This is a genomic window from Neisseria sp. HMSC03D10 (assembly GCF_001807625.1).
Taxonomy (GTDB): Bacteria; Pseudomonadota; Gammaproteobacteria; order Burkholderiales; family Neisseriaceae; genus Neisseria; species Neisseria mucosa.
In genome coordinates this window covers 9,652-26,393 of sequence record NZ_KV789513.1, presented here as the reverse complement: position 1 = coordinate 26,393, position 16,742 = coordinate 9,652, and the positions used below count along the sequence as shown (strand labels likewise).

At 45.7% G+C, this 16,742-nt stretch carries 17 protein-coding genes; 12 read left to right on the top strand and 5 right to left on the bottom strand.

The window, feature by feature from the left end:
• Nucleotides 1–341 precede the first annotated feature (341 nt).
• Both aroG and HMPREF3066_RS03455 read left to right on the top strand, forming a co-directional pair.
• Nucleotides 342–1,400, top strand: a complete 1,059-nt coding sequence (gene aroG / locus HMPREF3066_RS03460) for a 3-deoxy-7-phosphoheptulonate synthase AroG (RefSeq protein ID WP_070440462.1) — start codon at nt 342–344, stop codon at nt 1,398–1,400.
• A gap of 229 nt (nt 1,401–1,629) precedes the next feature.
• Nucleotides 1,630–1,851 carry a glycine zipper 2TM domain-containing protein gene (locus tag HMPREF3066_RS03455; RefSeq protein ID WP_003741122.1) on the top strand — a complete coding sequence of 74 codons (222 nt, stop codon included), beginning with the start codon at nt 1,630–1,632 and terminating at the stop codon, nt 1,849–1,851.
• A 147-nt stretch (nt 1,852–1,998) separates the two neighbouring features.
• Here HMPREF3066_RS03455 and waaA read toward each other — a convergent pair whose 3' ends face one another.
• A complete protein-coding gene (gene waaA / locus HMPREF3066_RS03450) occupies nt 1,999–3,261 on the bottom strand; it encodes a lipid IV(A) 3-deoxy-D-manno-octulosonic acid transferase (protein ID WP_083286393.1) in 1,263 nt (420 codons plus the stop codon).
• Between the two features lie 824 nt (nt 3,262–4,085).
• Between waaA and HMPREF3066_RS03445 the strand changes: the two genes are divergently transcribed.
• The 8 genes from HMPREF3066_RS03445 (at nt 4,086) to yacG (ending at nt 11,157) form a co-directional block, all read left to right on the top strand.
• The gene (locus HMPREF3066_RS03445) at nt 4,086–5,183 is read left to right on the top strand and encodes a YadA family autotransporter adhesin (protein WP_039405488.1); all 1,098 of its coding nucleotides are present in this window, start codon (nt 4,086–4,088) and stop codon (nt 5,181–5,183) included.
• A gap of 67 nt (nt 5,184–5,250) precedes the next feature.
• The gene (locus HMPREF3066_RS03440) at nt 5,251–5,718 is read left to right on the top strand and encodes an outer membrane protein assembly factor BamE (protein ID WP_049226372.1); all 468 of its coding nucleotides are present in this window, start codon (nt 5,251–5,253) and stop codon (nt 5,716–5,718) included.
• A gap of 279 nt (nt 5,719–5,997) precedes the next feature.
• The gene (gene pilB, locus HMPREF3066_RS03435; RefSeq protein WP_060974402.1) at nt 5,998–7,677 is read left to right on the top strand and encodes a type IV-A pilus assembly ATPase PilB; all 1,680 of its coding nucleotides are present in this window, start codon (nt 5,998–6,000) and stop codon (nt 7,675–7,677) included.
• 71 nt (nt 7,678–7,748) lie between these two features.
• Nucleotides 7,749–8,990, top strand: a complete 1,242-nt coding sequence (locus HMPREF3066_RS03430; protein ID WP_060974403.1) for a type II secretion system F family protein — start codon at nt 7,749–7,751, stop codon at nt 8,988–8,990.
• 1 nt (nt 8,991) lies between these two features.
• Nucleotides 8,992–9,855, top strand: coding sequence for a prepilin peptidase (locus HMPREF3066_RS03425; protein ID WP_070440458.1), 864 nt, complete (start codon nt 8,992–8,994; stop codon nt 9,853–9,855).
• A gap of 1 nt (nt 9,856) precedes the next feature.
• A complete protein-coding gene (coaE, locus tag HMPREF3066_RS03420; protein ID WP_003741114.1) occupies nt 9,857–10,486 on the top strand; it encodes a dephospho-CoA kinase in 630 nt (209 codons plus the stop codon).
• Nucleotides 10,487–10,642: 156 nt separating this feature from the next.
• Nucleotides 10,643–10,924, top strand: a complete 282-nt coding sequence (locus tag HMPREF3066_RS12095) for a hypothetical protein (protein ID WP_082013583.1) — start codon at nt 10,643–10,645, stop codon at nt 10,922–10,924.
• Nucleotides 10,925–10,962: 38 nt separating this feature from the next.
• A complete protein-coding gene (gene yacG, locus HMPREF3066_RS03415; RefSeq protein WP_070440456.1) occupies nt 10,963–11,157 on the top strand; it encodes a DNA gyrase inhibitor YacG in 195 nt (64 codons plus the stop codon).
• A 101-nt stretch (nt 11,158–11,258) separates the two neighbouring features.
• Here the strand turns inward: yacG and ribF are convergent, their stop codons facing one another.
• The 4 genes from ribF to lspA form a co-directional block, all read right to left on the bottom strand.
• Nucleotides 11,259–12,188: a bifunctional riboflavin kinase/FAD synthetase gene (ribF, locus tag HMPREF3066_RS03410; RefSeq protein WP_070440453.1), complete on the bottom strand. Its 930-nt coding sequence runs from the start codon at nt 12,186–12,188 to the stop codon at nt 11,259–11,261.
• A gap of 104 nt (nt 12,189–12,292) precedes the next feature.
• Nucleotides 12,293–12,685 (bottom strand): hypothetical protein, encoded by a 393-nt coding sequence (locus tag HMPREF3066_RS03405; RefSeq protein WP_070440451.1) that lies wholly within the window; start codon nt 12,683–12,685, stop codon nt 12,293–12,295.
• 144 nt (nt 12,686–12,829) lie between these two features.
• Nucleotides 12,830–13,798: a 4-hydroxy-3-methylbut-2-enyl diphosphate reductase gene (ispH, locus tag HMPREF3066_RS03400; RefSeq protein WP_003756592.1), complete on the bottom strand. Its 969-nt coding sequence runs from the start codon at nt 13,796–13,798 to the stop codon at nt 12,830–12,832.
• Nucleotides 13,799–13,824: 26 nt separating this feature from the next.
• Nucleotides 13,825–14,343: a signal peptidase II gene (lspA, locus tag HMPREF3066_RS03395; RefSeq protein WP_070440449.1), complete on the bottom strand. Its 519-nt coding sequence runs from the start codon at nt 14,341–14,343 to the stop codon at nt 13,825–13,827.
• Nucleotides 14,344–14,596: 253 nt separating this feature from the next.
• Between lspA and HMPREF3066_RS03390 the strand changes: the two genes are divergently transcribed.
• Together HMPREF3066_RS03390 and HMPREF3066_RS03385 are read left to right on the top strand one after the other, a co-directional pair.
• On the top strand, nt 14,597–14,968 hold the full coding sequence (locus tag HMPREF3066_RS03390; protein WP_070440447.1) for a hypothetical protein: 372 nt from the start codon (nt 14,597–14,599) through the stop codon (nt 14,966–14,968).
• A gap of 297 nt (nt 14,969–15,265) precedes the next feature.
• On the top strand, nt 15,266–16,690 hold the full coding sequence (locus tag HMPREF3066_RS03385) for a surface lipoprotein assembly modifier (RefSeq protein ID WP_210385690.1): 1,425 nt from the start codon (nt 15,266–15,268) through the stop codon (nt 16,688–16,690).
• Nucleotides 16,691–16,742 lie beyond the last annotated feature (52 nt).

Here is a 16,742-nt window from a genome sequence, read left to right as displayed (position 1 = left end):
ATATATATATATATATATATATATATATGATACGGAGTTGGGTTTGCTATCCGGTTATACCGAGCATTTTTATTGTCTGAGCTTTTGTTGTTCAAATTTAATTGTATTAGGTATATGGGCTGTACGTTGAGTCGAAGGGTTGTCGGCTATTTTGATTTTTGAATTTAATTAAGAGAAATATTGTTGCTTATATTTTTATATTTTATGATTTTTAATGCTTTAAAATACAAAAAAAATATTTTTTTGAAATAAAATTGCTGAATAATTGGAAAAAGTCTTGTTTAAAACAGGTAAAGAAGGTAATCTATGCCTTAATTTATCTGAATTTGAAAGCAATAAAAATGACCAAACAATACCCTACCGACGATATTAAGATTAGAGAAGTCAAAGAGCTGCTGCCGCCGATTGCCCATTTGTACGAACTGCCGATTTCCGAGGAAGCGGCGGGGCTGGTACACCGCACGCGGCATGAAATCGCCGATTTGGTTCACGGCAAGGACAACCGCCTGCTGGTGATTATCGGCCCGTGTTCCATCCACGACCCCAAAGCCGCCTTGGAATACGCCGAACGTTTGCTGGTGTTGCGCAAGAAATATGAAAAAGAATTGCTGATTGTGATGCGCGTGTATTTTGAAAAACCGCGCACGACGGTCGGCTGGAAAGGTCTGATTAACGACCCGCACTTGGACGGTACGTTCGACATCAACTACGGTCTGCGTCAGGCGCGCAGCTTGCTGCTGACGCTGAACAATATGGGCATGCCCGCTTCGACAGAGTTCCTCGACATGATTACGCCGCAATATTACGCGGACTTGATTTCTTGGGGCGCGATTGGTGCGCGGACGACGGAGAGCCAAGTACACCGCGAACTCGCCAGCGGCCTGTCTTGTCCGGTCGGTTTCAAAAACGGTACGGACGGCAATCTGAAAATCGCCATCGACGCGATTGGCGCGGCAAGTCATCCGCATCACTTCCTGTCTGTAACCAAAGCGGGGCATTCCGCCATTGTACATACCAGCGGCAATCCCGACTGCCACGTTATCCTGCGCGGCGGTAAAGAGCCGAATTACAGTACCGAACACGTCAAATCGGCGGCGGAGCAATTGATAAAAGTCGGTTTGTCACCCAAGCTGATGGTCGATTGCAGCCACGCAAACAGCCGTAAAGATTACAGACGGCAGATGGAAGTTGCTCAAGATGTTGCCGCGCAACTGGAAAACGGCGAAGACAATATTATGGGCGTGATGGTGGAAAGCCATTTGGTCGAAGGTAGACAGGACAAGCCCGAGGTTTACGGGCAAAGCATTACCGATGCCTGCATCGGCTGGGATACCACCGAAGAAATGCTCGCGCTTTTGGCTGAGGCAAACCATAACAGGTTGCGCCTTAAGCCGGTTTGAACGGCAAAAAAGAGGTCGTCTGAAAAGACTGTGTGTGAACAAAAACAGACAGTTTTTCAGATGACCTTTTGTTTTTGTTTTGTATAAATTGTTTATTTACAAGGGCTTCAGGGTAGTCTCCGGGTAAATTATCGTAGTTTAAACAGTCTTTACTTATCAGAAGACATATTAATGAAACCTTGTGAGATACTGCCTGCGTATTGTTTAACCCACTGATGGAGAATACAACATGAAAAAGGCTTTGACTAAAACCGTTACCTTGATTGCTATCGCTGCTTCTTTGAGCGCATGTGCAGGTATGAACCAAACCCAACGCAATACCGCTACCGGCGCAGTATTGGGTGGTGTAGCAGGTAACCTGATTGGCGGCGATACCGGATCTACTTTGGGTGGTGCAGCATTGGGCGGCGTTATCGGCAGCCAAGTTCATCACGGACATCGCTATCGTTAAGCAGTTCATTAATATCATCATGCAAACCGTTCCGATCGTTTCATTTGTCGGAACGGTTTTTGTTTGATGGGGCAATGGGAAAAGGTCGTCTGAAACGAGGGTTATCGTGTTTCAGACGACCTTTTAGTAATAAGTGGGATGGATGATTTATTGGCGGATGACTGCTTTGGCGATTTGATCCGCCATGCGTTTGCTTGCTCCTTGGTGCTTGCCGATAAACTCAAGGGCTTTTTGGGAGAAACGTTCTTTTTCCGATGGATTGGCAAGCCATGATGTGGTTTTTTCATACCATCTTTCAGCAGAAACAATCTGTTCTGCCGCCCCTGCATGGATGGCATCTTGGCATACAGCGGAGAAATTGTAGGTTGAACAACCGAATAAGGTCGGTATGCCGCAGGAAATCGGTTCGATAACATTCTGACAGCCCGCATCCACAAGACTGCCGCCGACGAAGGCAATATCCGCAGCCAAATAATAGGCAAACAGTTCTCCCATGCTGTCTCCGACCCATATTTGCGTTTCTTTGTTGACAGGAAGGTTATCACTGCGATATTGCACACGGTAGCCCATATCTTCTGCAAGGGAAAAGGTCGTCTGAAAACGCTCGGGGTGTCGAGGGATAATCACCAGCAGTGCATCCCCTTTATAGCGTTTCCATGCTTCAAGCAACATTTCCGCTTCGTCCTGACCTTTATAGAAACGGGTGCTGGCACACACGACGACAGGGCGGTTGCCGATCCGTTCTTTAAATGCGGCTGCAAGTGCTTTCATCCCTTCGGGAAGCGATACATCATATTTGGTGTTGCCGCAAACGTGGACATTAGAAGCCCCAATCAAGTGCAACCGTTCTGCATCTTCGGCAGTTTGGGCAAAGCATCCGCTCAGGGTGCGCATAGCAGGCTCAACCAAGCCGCGTATTTTCAAATATCCCCGTTGCGATTTTTCAGACAGGCGGGCGTTAGCAAGAAAAAGCGGCACCTGTTTTTCAGCACACATATGCATCAGGTTCGGCCAAATTTCTGTTTCCATCAAAATACCGAAACGAGGGGCATGGTCGGTTAAAAATTGCCCAACCCATTCTGGTTTGTCGTAGGGAATATAGCGGCATTGCGCATTGGGATATAGGGTTTGCGCCGTATGCCTTCCGGTCGGTGTCATTTGAGTCAGTAATAAAGGGACATCTGGGAAATAGTTCTGTAATGCTTCGATGAGTGGCTGCGCAGCACGGGTTTCCCCGACAGAAACGGCGTGAATCCAAATCGGATGACGCACGGGCTTGCTCATTTTTTTGCCGAATCTTTCATCCCAGTGTTCCAAATAGGATGTTGATTTTTTAGCTCTCTTTTTTAGATAACGGCGGATAAACAAAGGAGCGATATGCCAAAGTTGATTGTATAACCAACGTATCATAATGATATTCCAAGATGTGATGGGCGTATAAAAAAGGTATCAGGAGGGGATTATAGACGATTCAATCTAAAACGGGACGAGATGAGCAGATCCAAAGCTAATGAGAATAGCTGAATAGGGAAGCCAGTGATTTTGAAATACTTAATTTTGGAGTGAGTGGGAAATAGGTGTTGTTAGATAAGATTGACGAAATTAGAAAGATCATCATCTATGAGGATAGATGATTTTTGTCTAAATACAACACTTTTTTAACATGTTTCAGTTGTAGAAAGATGCGTGAAAGTTGGGGTATAGAGGTAAGAGATGGGAATTTGTGGATATATGTATGGAAAACATTCTTGTAGATAAAAATAGCCTCTAAAAAATTTATTGGTAAATTTTTAGTTTATTTTAAATTTAAATTGCTTTTTACATAAAAATTAGACATAAAATTGCAGAGTGTTATATATTTTTCTATTTGTTCCAGTTGTTAATATATTTTGAGTTATATATTCATGACAAACAATACGGTTAATAATTAATAATATAGAGAACGTGTTAAGCCATGATAAAAAAAAATAATAAATGAGAAGACAGGTGGTCCAATTATAATACAATCATGTATAGATTGATTGGATTGTAAGTCAATCCATTATCTTGATTGTACTTATTTATTTGTTTTAGATGGATTGAATCGGGTACATTTTTTTGTAAGTATTGGATAAGTGGTATGTATATTAGATAAGCGGCAAATATTTGTCAATCATAATATGCAAAACATATATTATCTTTGGTTCGATCTTTTCGATAACTATCATTATGTGTTTTTATCAGGGAGATAAAATATGAAACACAAAGCACACATGAATCGTTTTACCGCGCTCAATACGGCAATGTCCGTATCGTTTGCCGCTTTCGGTTTGTTTGCAGCATCTGCTGCTTCAGCTGAAAATTACATTAGTATCAGTAGTGATGCTGGTGTTCAACGTCCTAACTACAACAACGATGGCGCTACTGATCGTTTTGGTATGGCTATCGGTGTAAATACAAAGGCAACAGGTCATAGCGGTATCGCTATCGGTACCAGCACCACTTCTGCGGGTGAGTCTGCTACCGCTGTTGGTACTCTATCTAATGCAGACGGTATTGCCGCTACGGCCTTTGGCCAAGGTGCGCAAGCAGTTGGTAATGTAACGACTGCCGCAGGTCAAAAAGCTCGTGCAACTGCCCAAGGCGCAACTGCTTTGGGTACTGGTTCTGTAGCTTCTGCAATGTATTCTACTGCTACAGGTGCAGCATCTTCTGCGTCAGGTCAATCAAGTGTTGCTTATGGCTTGCAGTCTAAAGCTTCTGCTAATTCGGCAGTGGCTATTGGCTCTCGTGCGACAGCTTCTCATGCAGGTTCCGTTGCTTTGGGTGCAGGTTCTGAAACTGCTGAGGCAGTCGGTACTAATAGCGCAACCGTAAACGGCGTATCTTATGGCGGTTTTGCAGGTACTAATCCTCGTTCTACCGTTAGTGTTGGCTATGCGGGTGGTGAGCGTACTATCACTAATGTTGCTGCTGGTCGTATTAGTGCAACCAGTACTGATGCTATTAACGGTAGTCAATTGTATCAAGTTGCTGCACGTTCGCAAGGTAACTCTACTGCAATCACCAATTTACAAAATCAAGTTAATGGTATTGGTAACCGCTTGAATGATATGGATAAGGATTTGCGTGCAGGTATCGCCGGTGCGACTGCGATTGCCTTCTTGCAACGTCCGAATGAAGCAGGTAAGAGCATGGTTTCTGCTGCGGTAGGTGGCTATCGCAATGAACAGGCTATTGCCGTGGGTTATGCTCATAACTCAGATAACAACAAATGGTCTGTTAAAACCGGTGTCAGTGTTAATACACGTAAAGACGTAAACTGGGGTGGTAGCGTAGGCTATCAATGGTAAGGCCTGAAGGGGTTTGTCGGTTCAGACGACCCCAGTTAAAGAATGATATCGATATAAAGGAAAAAACATGAAATTATCAATCATTTTGCCAGTTATCGCGGCATTGACTTTGGCCGCTTGTGGTAATTTAAGCAAGGTCAGCAAAGAAGGTACTACTGATAACCCTGTATGGCCTGATCCTGCTAGAACTACCTTCCGTCATGATGGTACTCAGCATGGTACTTGGCCGAATTGGGATAATGTCCGTCAAATCGAAGCAGGTATGAATAAAGACCAAATTTACGAATTGATTGGTCGTCCTCATTTCCAAGAAGGCTTATATGGTGTTCGTGAGTGGGATTATTTGTTCAATTACCGTGAAAATGGTGAGCATAAAACTTGTCAATACAAGATTTTGTTTGACAAAGACAAAAATGCCCAATCATTCTTCTGGTTGCCAGAAGGTTGCGGTCCTAAAAAGCCTGCTCCTGAAGTAGTTCGTGAAGTGATTATTCGCGAAGTGGCTCCTGCTCCTGCTGCACGTATCCGCCAGTAATAGTTTGATTTTATGAATTAAAACCGAGTTTTGTTATTTTGCAAAACTCGGTTTTGTTATTTTGCCTTTCTAAATAGTAGTGTAATGGAATTCTGCATGGACAGCGGTTGTTTTATAATAATTCCTTAAAATTTGGTAAGGGACGTTTGTGTCATATTTTTCACAATGAAAAGCAAAGTTGAATAATATTAGAACGTCTTGATATGTTTTAGGCATAATGAATGATAAAATAAGCACACTCTTTGCAAAAAAGAGAAAATAAGGAACGGATAGCAAATAATGAGTATCGGATTATTACGAGTTTTGGTTCAAAGCCAGACAATCAACAATACCCAGGCAGAGCATTACAATAATATATTGAAAACGGGGCAGGAAATCTTGCCCATGCTTTTTGCGGATAAGATTATCAGCCCAAGGTCTTTGGGCGAGTTGGTTGCGCGAGTTTTTAGTTATCCGCTATTGGATTTGCATTATTATCCACGTAACAATATTGTTATGGATGTCTTAACTGAGGAGCAGATGGTTCAAAATCGCTGCGTTCCGATTTTTCGTCGCGGCCGAAAGGTATATTTGGCGGTTTCAGATCCTACTCAAATCCAAAGTTTTCAAAAAATAGCTTTTGCTTCGGGAGTGACGGTTGATTTAGTAGTTGTCCCGGATGATCAGTTGAGTTCTTTGCTGGAGTGGTTAGGACAACGTTCTACCACCATCTTAAAAGAAATTAGTGAAGAACAAGAAGCTGCCCAGCCCTCTCAGGCGCTTTATATAGACAACGAAGAGGCTGAAGATGGGCCTATTCCACGTTTTATTCACAAGACCTTATCAGATGCGCTAAATGCAGGCGCATCCGATATACATTTCGAATTTTATGAACAAATGGCTCGTGTCCGTTTTCGTGTAGATGGACAGCTAAGGGAAGTGGTTCAACCCCCTGTTGCTGTACGCGGACAGCTGGCTTCACGCATCAAAGTAATGGCGCGTTTGGACATTTCGGAAAAACGCGTACCGCAAGATGGTCGTATTCAGATTGCTTTCCATAAACACGGTCGCCCCATTGATTTTCGTGTAAGTACGTTACCTACGCTTTTTGGCGAAAAAGTGGTAATGCGTATTCTGAATTCTGATGCAGCAACTTTAAATATTGACCAACTAGGATTCGAACCCTTCCAAAAAGAAATGCTGCTTGAGGCCATTCATCGCCCTTATGGCATGGTATTGGTAACAGGTCCGACAGGCTCCGGTAAAACCGTATCACTTTATACTTGCTTGAATATTTTAAATACAGAAGACGTCAATATTTCCACTGCAGAAGACCCGGCCGAGATTAATTTACCCGGCATCAACCAAGTCAACGTCAATGACAAACAAGGTTTGACTTTTGCTGCGGCGTTGAAATCTTTCTTGCGACAAGACCCTGACATTATCATGGTAGGTGAGATTCGGGACTTGGAAACCGCGGATATTGCCATCAAAGCGGCACAAACCGGACATATGGTGTTTTCAACGTTGCATACCAATAACGCGCCTGCGACCCTATCCCGTATGTTGAACATGGGGGTCGCTCCATTCAACATTGCCAGTTCCGTCAGCTTAATTATGGCGCAACGACTATTGCGTCGTCTGTGTTCGAGCTGTAAGCGTGAGGTTGAGCGTCCTCCAGTTCCCGCATTAAAAAAAGCAGGATTTACAGATGAAGATTTAGCAAAGGATTGGAAACTCTACCGTCCTGTCGGCTGCGATAGTTGCCGTGGTAAAGGCTTCAAAGGCCGTGTCGGCGTCTACGAAGTGATGCCGATTACCGAGGAAATGCAACGTGTCATTATGAATAATGGTACGGAAGTTGATATTATGAACATGGCCTATAAAGAAGGCATGGTCGATTTACGCCGCGCAGGTTTGTTAAAAGCTATGCAAGGTTTGACTTCATTAGAAGAAGTTATTGCTCACACTAACGATTAAACCATTGAATCGAAGAAATACGGGGACTTTTGTTTTCTTCATTCTTAAACATTAAACCAAGGGGTAACAAAATGGCTCAAGCAGAGCAAAAAAGAGGCTTATTCGCTCAAAAAAATAAAGGCAAACGTTTTACGTTTGAAGGTAAAAATACCAATACGGATCAATTAGTCCGAGGCGAAGTAGTCGCCAAAGACGAAGAAGAAGCGCGTAAAAAGCTCCAACGCCGCGGGATACGCCCTTTACGTATCAGTAAAGTAAAGGCAACCAAAAAGCGTCGTATTACTCAGGAAGACATTACAGTTTTCACCCGTCAACTCGCCACCATGATGAAAGCAGGTCTGCCTTTAATGCAGGCTTTTGAAATTGTCGCACGCGGACACTCCAACCCATCCATGACTGAAATGTTGATGCAAGTCCGTGCAGATGTGGAACAAGGTAGTGCATTGGGTAAATCATTTGCCAAATATCCAAAATATTTCGACCGCTTTTATTGTAATCTGATTGCGGCCGGTGAGACCGGTGGTGTTTTAGAAAGCCTGTTGGATAAACTTGCTGTATATAAAGAGAAAACACAAGCCATTAAGAAAAAAGTAAAAACTGCATTGACCTACCCAATTTCTATTGTGGTTGTTGCGGTTGTACTGATTTTCGTAATGATGCGCTGGGTTTTGCCTGCATTTAAAGAGGTTTACTCCAATATGGGAGCAGAATTACCGGGTATGACACAAACAGTCATGAGTATTTCCGACTTTTTTGTCGAGTATGGCTGGATCATGATTATTGCAGCAATTGGCATTGGATTTGGTGTATATAAATTGCATCAGAAATCTCCTGAATTTCAAAAACGTGTAGATGCCATGGTTTTACGTATGCCTATTTTTGGCTCTATCATTCGTAAAGCAACTATTGCACGTTGGGCTCGTACTACTTCTACCTTATTTGCTGCCGGTGTCCCTTTGGTTGAGGTTTTAGATTCTGTATCAGGTGCTGCCGGCAATATACTCTATGAAGAAGCAACGCAAGACATCCGTGCAAAAGTTACTCAAGGCCTCTCTTTGACTTCAAGTATGCAAAGTACGGATATGTTCCCGAATATGGTTATTCAAATGGCTGCTATTGGTGAAGAATCCGGATCCCTTGATGATATGCTAAATAAGGCTGCTGAATTTTATGAGGAAGAAGTTGATAACTCTGTATCACAACTATCTTCTCTGATGGAGCCGATTATTATGGTGGTTTTGGGCTCCATTATCGGTACAATCCTGGTAGCAATGTATCTGCCGCTGTTTAACCTCGGTAACGTAGTAGGTTGATATGTTGGAATCTTTGGATACATTAGCGCCATTTGCTATTCCATTAGCTGTCATTGTTGGTTTGTTAATCGGAAGTTTTCTTAATGTTGTCATTTACCGCGTTCCTGTCATGATGGAACGCGGCTGGACTCAGTTTGCGAAAGAGCATTTGCAACTTGAATTAACGGAAGAAGAACAGCAACCATTCAATTTGATGAAGCCGGATTCCCGCTGCCCCAAGTGTTATGCTCCGGTAAAGGCTTGGCAAAATATTCCGATTGTCAGTTATCTGATGCTTGGTGGTAAATGTGGTTCGTGTAAAACGCCCATTAGCATCCGTTATCCCTTAATCGAATTATTGACCGGTATATTGTTTGGCGTAGTGGCGTGGCAATATGGTTGGACGATGGCTGCATTTGGCGGTTTGATATTGACTGCGTTATTGATTGCATTGACCTTTATCGACGCGGATACTCAATATTTACCTGACAGCCTGACCCTGCCGTTGATATGGCTAGGTTTGCTGTTTAATTTGAACGGCACATTCGTGCCATTGAAATCCGCCGTTTTAGGTGCAGTTTTCGGTTACATGAGCTTATGGTTGTTGTGCTTCATTTATAAGCTTTTGACTGGAAAAATCGGTATGGGTAACGGCGATTTTAAATTGCTGGCTGCTCTAGGTGCATGGCTTGGCATCGGCATTTTACCTGTATTGGTTTTTATGGCAGCATTAATCGGTCTGATTGGAGCGATTATCGGACGGGTTGCCAAAGGACAATATTTTGCATTCGGCCCGAGTTTGGCCATTGCCGGCTGGATTATTTTGGTAGTCAACGAGCCGGTACATCGTGCCGTTACTTGGTGGCTGACAAAATCAGGATTTTAATATGACTTTATGGATAGGTTTGACAGGCGGTATCGGCAGCGGGAAATCTCAAGCAGCAAAAATCTTTTCTGATTTGGGAGTCCCGCACATTGATGCCGATGCCCTGAGTCGAAACCTGACGGCGGATAACGGTATAGCATTACCGGCTATCCGCCGTCTTTTTGGTGACAAGGTTTTTCATACTCAAAACAGTCTGAACCGTGCTGCTTTGAGAGATATTGTTTTCAGACGACCTCAAGCCAAAAAAGAATTGGAAGAGGTATTACTACCTTTGATTTTAAATGAAATCAAATTAGCAAAAACCTGTTATCCCGATGCAGCATACGGCATTATCGATGTCCCCTTGCTGATTGAAAATCCGGATTTTTTGGCGGTTGTTGATAGAGTATTGGTGATTGATGTTTCTGAAGCAACACAAATTCTTCGTGTTCAGCAAAGAAGCGGTTTGGACACAGAAGAGATCAAGCGCATTATGAACACACAAGCCAAACGCCAAACGCGGCTGATCTATGCAGATGATGTTTTAGAAAATGAAGGGACTTTATCTGAATTGACCAAGAAAATTCAGGGCTTGCATAGGTTTTATCTGGGATATGCCGGCAACTCAAAATTTGGTACATCATTGCCCTAACGTGAAATATCCCGATCAACAGACAAAGCATATTGGAAATCCAACAATCAAAAGGTCGTCTGAAATTGTGTTTGGTTTTTCAGACGACTTACTTGACGGAAAACAGATAATTCAATTTTAAGAACTCGGAAGCCAATACGGCGAAAAGTTTAAACAATGGAAAATGGATACCCAAATAATCGACCTCCCTTAGAAAAAAGAATTTTTTATCTGGAGCATTCAGGGCAGTATCTGATGGTTTGCGCCCTATCAGATTACTCCCACAATAAACATACTGTCGTTATGGCAAATTTTCTCTATCCAAATGAAACAATGGATTGGAGAAATTTAGATGATTTATTCAATGAGTTGGTTTTAGAGGAATTACAGTCTTCATTTATGGATTGGTATCCAACTATTGAAGAGGCAATTAGCCGTCATTTAGAAGGTTTTTCGTAACAAGCATAAAATAAAGAATGATTTGGAAGGAATAAATAATGACTGAAGTAACGACTGTGAAATGTCCGACTTGTCAAAAGCTGGTGATATGGAATGAAGAGAGTAAATACCGACCTTTTTGCAGTCAACGCTGCCGATTGATTGACTTAGGCGAATGGGCGCAAGAGAAATATACGGTTGCAGCGGAAGAAGATGATACTTTATCTGATTCAATGGTCGGAGGCTTACAATAAGCTGTATTTAATACGTTTTTGTGAGGCTATGCAGCCCCGCTTTTTTCTCCTTGGTAGGCATTTGCTTGGTAGGATGCCATTATGGTAATGGCTGTCCAAACTTATGTTTCAGACCAATGTCGGGCATTTTTCATGTCTTGTTCGATTTGTACTTTTAATTCGGCGATACTGTCGAATTTTTTTTCGTCGCGTAATTTGTGCAGAAAACGGACGTTCAGGCGTTGTCCATAAATGTTTTCATTGAAATCAAACAAATGGACTTCAAGTTTTTGGGCGCGGTTGTTGCTGACAGTGGGGTTGAATCCGAAACTTGCCACGCCGCGTTTTGTGCCGAAAGTGCCGTCTGCTTCAACGACAAATACCCCGCTTAAGGCGTAATGGTGGGGAGGGAGTTGGATGTTGGCGGTGGGAGCGTTGATGGTGCGGCCGAGTTTTTTACCGTGTTTGACTTTGCCGCTTAAAGTGTAATCGTGTCCCAGCAGTTTTTTGGCATAGTCTAATCGACCGTCGGAAAGCGCATTGCGCACAGCAGTACTGCTGGTACGGATGTCTTCTACGATAACAGATGGGGTGCGATCGGTTTGAATATCCGGTTGTGCTGCCAAAAGTTCGAAATCGCCACGGCGACCTGCTCCGAAACGGAAGTCATCTCCAATCAGCAGATAACGCGTATTCAACGTCTTGCGTAAAAGCAGGTTGATAAAGTCTTGGGCATCCATATCAGCAAATGTTTGGTTAAACCGCAGCACCCAAACTGCATCGACACAGCCGGTTTGTTCAAGCAAATTTAGTTTGGTGCGCAAAGGGCTGATACGGTAGGGCTGTTTTTTACCGGTTTGTCGGGCAAAAAATTCTTTGGGTTGTGGTTCGAAGATAACGACGACGACGGGAAGCCCCCGTGCATCGGCTTCTTGCTTGAGTTTTTGGAGAATGTGTTTGTGTCCGAGGTGCACGCCGTCAAAATTGCCGATGGTAACGGCACTTCCCTGAGGGAAGTCAGGCGTGCGATGCTGACCGAGCCAGATTTTCATGAGTTATTTATGCGGTTCGTAAACGGACGGGTATTGTAAACGTTCTTGGTGTTTATATAAACCACAGGTCGTCTGAATATGTTTTCAGACGACCTGTATCGTCGTTACCACCAAAACGGCGGACGGTAAAAAGGGTAGCCCCAAGGGTCGTAATAGTTGTAATAATAGCGTGCTTCTTGAAGCTGCTGCTGGGAGATGTAGTTTTGCCATGCCATTTTGTAGCAGGCTTGGAACATGGGGTCGGAAACTTTATCTATATATTTCAGGCGGAAGGATTTTTGCTGTTCTGTCGTTTGAACGGAGCGGTTGTCCGCCAGCTCAAACTGTTTTTGTATCAATCGGGCGGTTTCGGGGTCGCACTGGGCAGCCAAGTGGATTTGCAGGTTTTGTTCTTCCTGTTTCCGAGCCTGTGCGCGTGCGGCGAGTTGCTCCGGCGTGGCGGCGCAGGCAGTCAGGAAGACGAGGGTGGAGAGCGATAAAAAGCGTAATGGGTTCATGATGTTGCCCCTTTAAGGTGATGATAACCAATGTACGCTGACGGCTGGTCGAGTGCAAGGGGTAAATAGGTAAAGGTCGTCTGAAAACGGGTTTCAGACGACCTTTTTGTTTTGCCGCTTGGATGAAAAGGTTGGGTAAACAGTTTAACCTTTATTGAGTATCTGTTTGTTTTCGCCTTCGCGCCGCAGCTCTTTGGGGAGGACGAAGACGATGCTTTCTTCCGCGCCTTCGCCTTCGCGTATGGTTTCGTGTCCCCATTGCTGTATGGTTTGCAGGACTTCTCTGACTAAAACTTCGGGTGCGGATGCGCCGGCGGTTACGCCGACTTTGTGTTTGCCTTCGAACCATTCGCGTTGCAGGTAGCCGGCGTTGTCGACCATATAGGCATCGACGCCGCGTTGGGCGGCAACTTCGCGCAGGCGGTTGCTGTTGGAAGAGTTGGGCGAGCCGACGACGATGACGATGTCGCATTCTTCCGCCAATTCTTTGACGGCGGTTTGGCGGTTGGTCGTGGCGTAGCAGATGTCTTCTTTGTGCGGGTTGCGGATGTTGGGGAAGCGGGCGTTCAGCGCGGCGATGATGTCTTTGGTTTCATCGACGGACAGGGTGGTTTGGCTGACGTAGGCGAGTTTGTCGGGGTTTTTGACTTGCAGACCGGCGACGTCTTCAACGGTTTCGACCAGCAGCATCCTGCCGGGCGGAAGCTGTCCCATGGTGCCTTCGACTTCGACGTGGCCTTTGTGTCCGATCATGATGATTTCGCAGTCTTGCGCATCGAGGCGGGCGACTTCTTTGTGGACTTTGGTCACGAGCGGGCAGGTGGCATCGAATACGCGGAACCCGCGTTCGGCGGCTTCCTGCTGTACGGCTTTGGAGACGCCGTGTGCCGAGTAAATCAGGATGGCGCCTTTGGGTACGTCGGCAAGGTCTTCGATGAATACCGCGCCTTTTTCACGCAGGTTGTCCACGACGAATTTGTTGTGGACGACTTCGTGGCGGACGTAAACCGGTGCGCCGAATTCTTCCAGCGCGCGCTCGACGATGCTGATGGCGCGGTCAACGCCGGCGCAGAAGCCGCGCGGGTTGGCAAGGATGATGGTTTTTTGGGTCATGTGTATGGTCCGGATTTCAGACGACCTTATGGGTTGTCGGTTGTTGGTTCGTCGGTTGGTTTGGGTTGTTTTTTGTGGAACAGTCCGTCCAAAACCAATAAAACGGCACCGACGCAGATAAAGCTGTCGGCAACATTAAACGCGGGATAATACCAATCCTTCCAGTAAAACAGTAAGAAATCAACCACATGACCGTGAATCAGTCGGTCGATGACGTTACCGAGCGCACCGCCGATAATCATGGCTGCGCCGATTTTGCCCGAAAGGCGGAACTCGTCGCGCAGGATAGCGCGGGCGAGATAGGCGCTGATGACGAGTGCCAGCCCTAAGAAAAAGAATTTCTGCCAGCCGCCTTGGTCGGAAAGAAAGCTGAACGCTGCGCCGGGGTTGTAGGCAAGGGTCAGGTCGAAGAAAGAGGGGATGATATTGAGGCGCTCGCCTTCTTGGAAGTGGGCGAGGATTTCCCATTTGGTCAGTTGGTCAAGCGCGATGCCGACCAGTGCAATCAGCAGGTAGGCGGTTTTTTTGGAAAGAGAGGAAGACATTTGGTTGAAGCTGCCTGAATAAAAACAAAGCGACTATTTTACCCGAAAGCGCAAAAGCCGTGTTTCAAAAGGTCGTCTGAAAACCTTTTATTACAGGGCGAGACGCAGGGTTTTGCAGGGTTATCGCAAAACCGCGTAAACGCTGCGCGCAAAAACACTGTCATACGTAAAACAAGGTTTATTTGCTTGATAGGGTGTTGCCTTGCCGATAACATGGCGGCGTTTTTATATGCCTTCCCCGAAAGGATACAGTATGGCTAAAACAAAATCTTTATTGGCAACCGGCATTTTGGCGCTTTTCTCAGCCACCGCTTTCGCCGCCCCGCTTCCTGCCGAAATTTACCTTCCCGCAGGCGCGCATACGGTTAAAGCCGACCGTCAGGGCAACGGCGAATTCGAATACGAAGCCGAGCTGCCCGCACGCGGCAACCCGATTCCGTCTTTGGCGAAAAAAGTCATCGCCCACGCGCGCAGCAAAGGTTTTCATGTGGTCGAATCTGAAATCAAACACGATGATGCCGATTTGAAATTCAAACGCGGCAGACAAGAATTGGACGTCTCCATCGAAAATAAAGGACACGGCCACATCGAATACAAAGCTGATTTAGACTTGGACAAACGCTAAATCGAGAAATACCGGAAAGGTCGTCTGAAAAGAGGTTTCAGACGACCTTTTTGTTTGGTTGGATAAACAGAACTAAACGGTAGAGCAAGGCGTTTACTGCGGTTTAGGTCAAAGCCGAATCATGCCGTATCGTTTTATTTGCCCCCGCAATGTTTTGTTTTACTGTAAAACACGGTAAAATCCGCGCTCAACACAATATTGAGACAAAACAGTACCGAAATAAATGGTGTTGTCCGATCTCAAATAAAAAATATTGACGCAATCACTACAATGCCAACATTCCACATTGCAAAGATCATGAAAAAAACACTCTTACTCCTCTCTCTTTTCACTATGTCTGCGGCAGAAGCCGCTGATGCCCCGCCCAAAATTCCAAACCAGCCTGCCCCCGAGTTGCAGGTCAAAACGGCAGAACCTGCCCCCTTCGAAGAAGAGGCGGTCAAACCTGCCGCCGAAACGTCGTCTGAAAAAGTCGTGAACGTCGATGCCAAAACCCTGCTCGACAATCCCCAATTACTTTCTCGTGCCATGTATTCCGCCGTTGTGTCGCGCAACATCGCGGGCATCAAAGTCGTCCTGCCGATTTACGAACAATGGTCGGGACACGATAAAAACATGGCGCTCTACGCGCACGGACTGGTTGCCCAAAACGACGGCAAAATGAAAGAAGCCATCGGGTATTACCGTCAATTTATCGCCGAAAACCCCGATGCCCCCGTCGTCCGCTGGCAGCTTGCCACCGCTTTGTTTGAAGACAAGCAAAACGAAGCCGCCGCCGACCAGTTCGACAAACTCAAAACAGAAGCCAACCTGCCCGAGCCGCTCGTCAAAGGCATTGAGTCTTACCGAAAAGCATTGCGCGAGCGCGATTCGTGGAAATTCAACGCCGGTTTGAGCGTAACCCGCGAACAAAATATCAACCAAGCGCCCAGCCGCCGCACATACGGCAACTGGACTTTCCCCGAACCTATCGATGCCACCGCCATCAACTACCAACTTGGCGCAGAGAAAAAATGGTCGCTGCCCAAAGGCTGGTACGCTACGGCAGGCGCGGATACCTACGGCAAAGTTTATCCCGAACGAACCAAGTATAACGACTTGACCACCCGCTTCTCAGTAGGCGCAGGCTACGCCGACCAGCGCAACGACATCGGCTTGACCCCGTTCCACGAACGCCGCTTCTACGGCAACGATCCGTACACCTACTCCAGCGGTGCGCGCCTGCACTTCAACCGCTGGTGGCAGCCTAAGCTGCAAACCTTGAGCGCCGTTGAAATGGGTCGTCTGAAAAACACCCGCCGCGCCAAATCCGACAACAACAACCGCCTGCTGAGCAATTCCGTCGTCTATTACCGAAACGCCCGTCAATACTGGGTCGGCGGTTTCGATATCTATCAGGAACGCAATAAAGAAGACAAATCGGACAGCTTCGACCGTTACAGCCTCCGTACCGCATGGGGGCAGGAATGGGGCAAAGGGCTGTCCACCATGTTGCGCCTGAGTGCGGCGCAACGCCGTTATCAAACGCCCAGCCTTTTGAGCGGTCAGGAAAACCGCCGCGATAAAGAAGCGGATATTTCGCTCGCCGTGTGGCACCGCGCTTTCCACTTCAAAGGCATCACCCCGCGCCTGACCGTCGCCCATCACAAAACATGGAGCAACGACAAATATAATGAATACGGCAAAACCAGAATGTTTGTCGAGTTCAGCAAAACGTTCTGATTGTGTTTGGTTTGAATAATAAAAGGTCGTCTGAAATTTTTCAGACGACCTT

Coding starts and splice junctions, on each gene's coding strand:
- HMPREF3066_RS12095 (WP_082013583.1), top strand. CDS start 10,643: ATGGAAAATGGATACCCAAATAATCGACCTCCCTTAGAAAAAAGAATT.
- pilB (WP_060974402.1), top strand. CDS start 5,998: ATGAGTATCGGATTATTACGAGTTTTGGTTCAAAGCCAGACAATCAAC.
- HMPREF3066_RS03430 (WP_060974403.1), top strand. CDS start 7,749: ATGGCTCAAGCAGAGCAAAAAAGAGGCTTATTCGCTCAAAAAAATAAA.
- HMPREF3066_RS03425 (WP_070440458.1), top strand. CDS start 8,992: ATGTTGGAATCTTTGGATACATTAGCGCCATTTGCTATTCCATTAGCT.
- HMPREF3066_RS03405 (WP_070440451.1), bottom strand. CDS start 12,685: ATGAACCCATTACGCTTTTTATCGCTCTCCACCCTCGTCTTCCTGACT.
- ispH (WP_003756592.1), bottom strand. CDS start 13,798: ATGACCCAAAAAACCATCATCCTTGCCAACCCGCGCGGCTTCTGCGCC.
- HMPREF3066_RS03385 (WP_210385690.1), top strand. CDS start 15,266: ATGAAAAAAACACTCTTACTCCTCTCTCTTTTCACTATGTCTGCGGCA.
- yacG (WP_070440456.1), top strand. CDS start 10,963: ATGACTGAAGTAACGACTGTGAAATGTCCGACTTGTCAAAAGCTGGTG.
- waaA (WP_083286393.1), bottom strand. CDS start 3,261: ATGATACGTTGGTTATACAATCAACTTTGGCATATCGCTCCTTTGTTT.
- HMPREF3066_RS03440 (WP_049226372.1), top strand. CDS start 5,251: ATGAAATTATCAATCATTTTGCCAGTTATCGCGGCATTGACTTTGGCC.
- HMPREF3066_RS03390 (WP_070440447.1), top strand. CDS start 14,597: ATGGCTAAAACAAAATCTTTATTGGCAACCGGCATTTTGGCGCTTTTC.
- lspA (WP_070440449.1), bottom strand. CDS start 14,343: ATGTCTTCCTCTCTTTCCAAAAAAACCGCCTACCTGCTGATTGCACTG.
- HMPREF3066_RS03445 (WP_039405488.1), top strand. CDS start 4,086: ATGAAACACAAAGCACACATGAATCGTTTTACCGCGCTCAATACGGCA.
- coaE (WP_003741114.1), top strand. CDS start 9,857: ATGACTTTATGGATAGGTTTGACAGGCGGTATCGGCAGCGGGAAATCT.
- aroG (WP_070440462.1), top strand. CDS start 342: ATGACCAAACAATACCCTACCGACGATATTAAGATTAGAGAAGTCAAA.
- HMPREF3066_RS03455 (WP_003741122.1), top strand. CDS start 1,630: ATGAAAAAGGCTTTGACTAAAACCGTTACCTTGATTGCTATCGCTGCT.
- ribF (WP_070440453.1), bottom strand. CDS start 12,188: ATGAAAATCTGGCTCGGTCAGCATCGCACGCCTGACTTCCCTCAGGGA.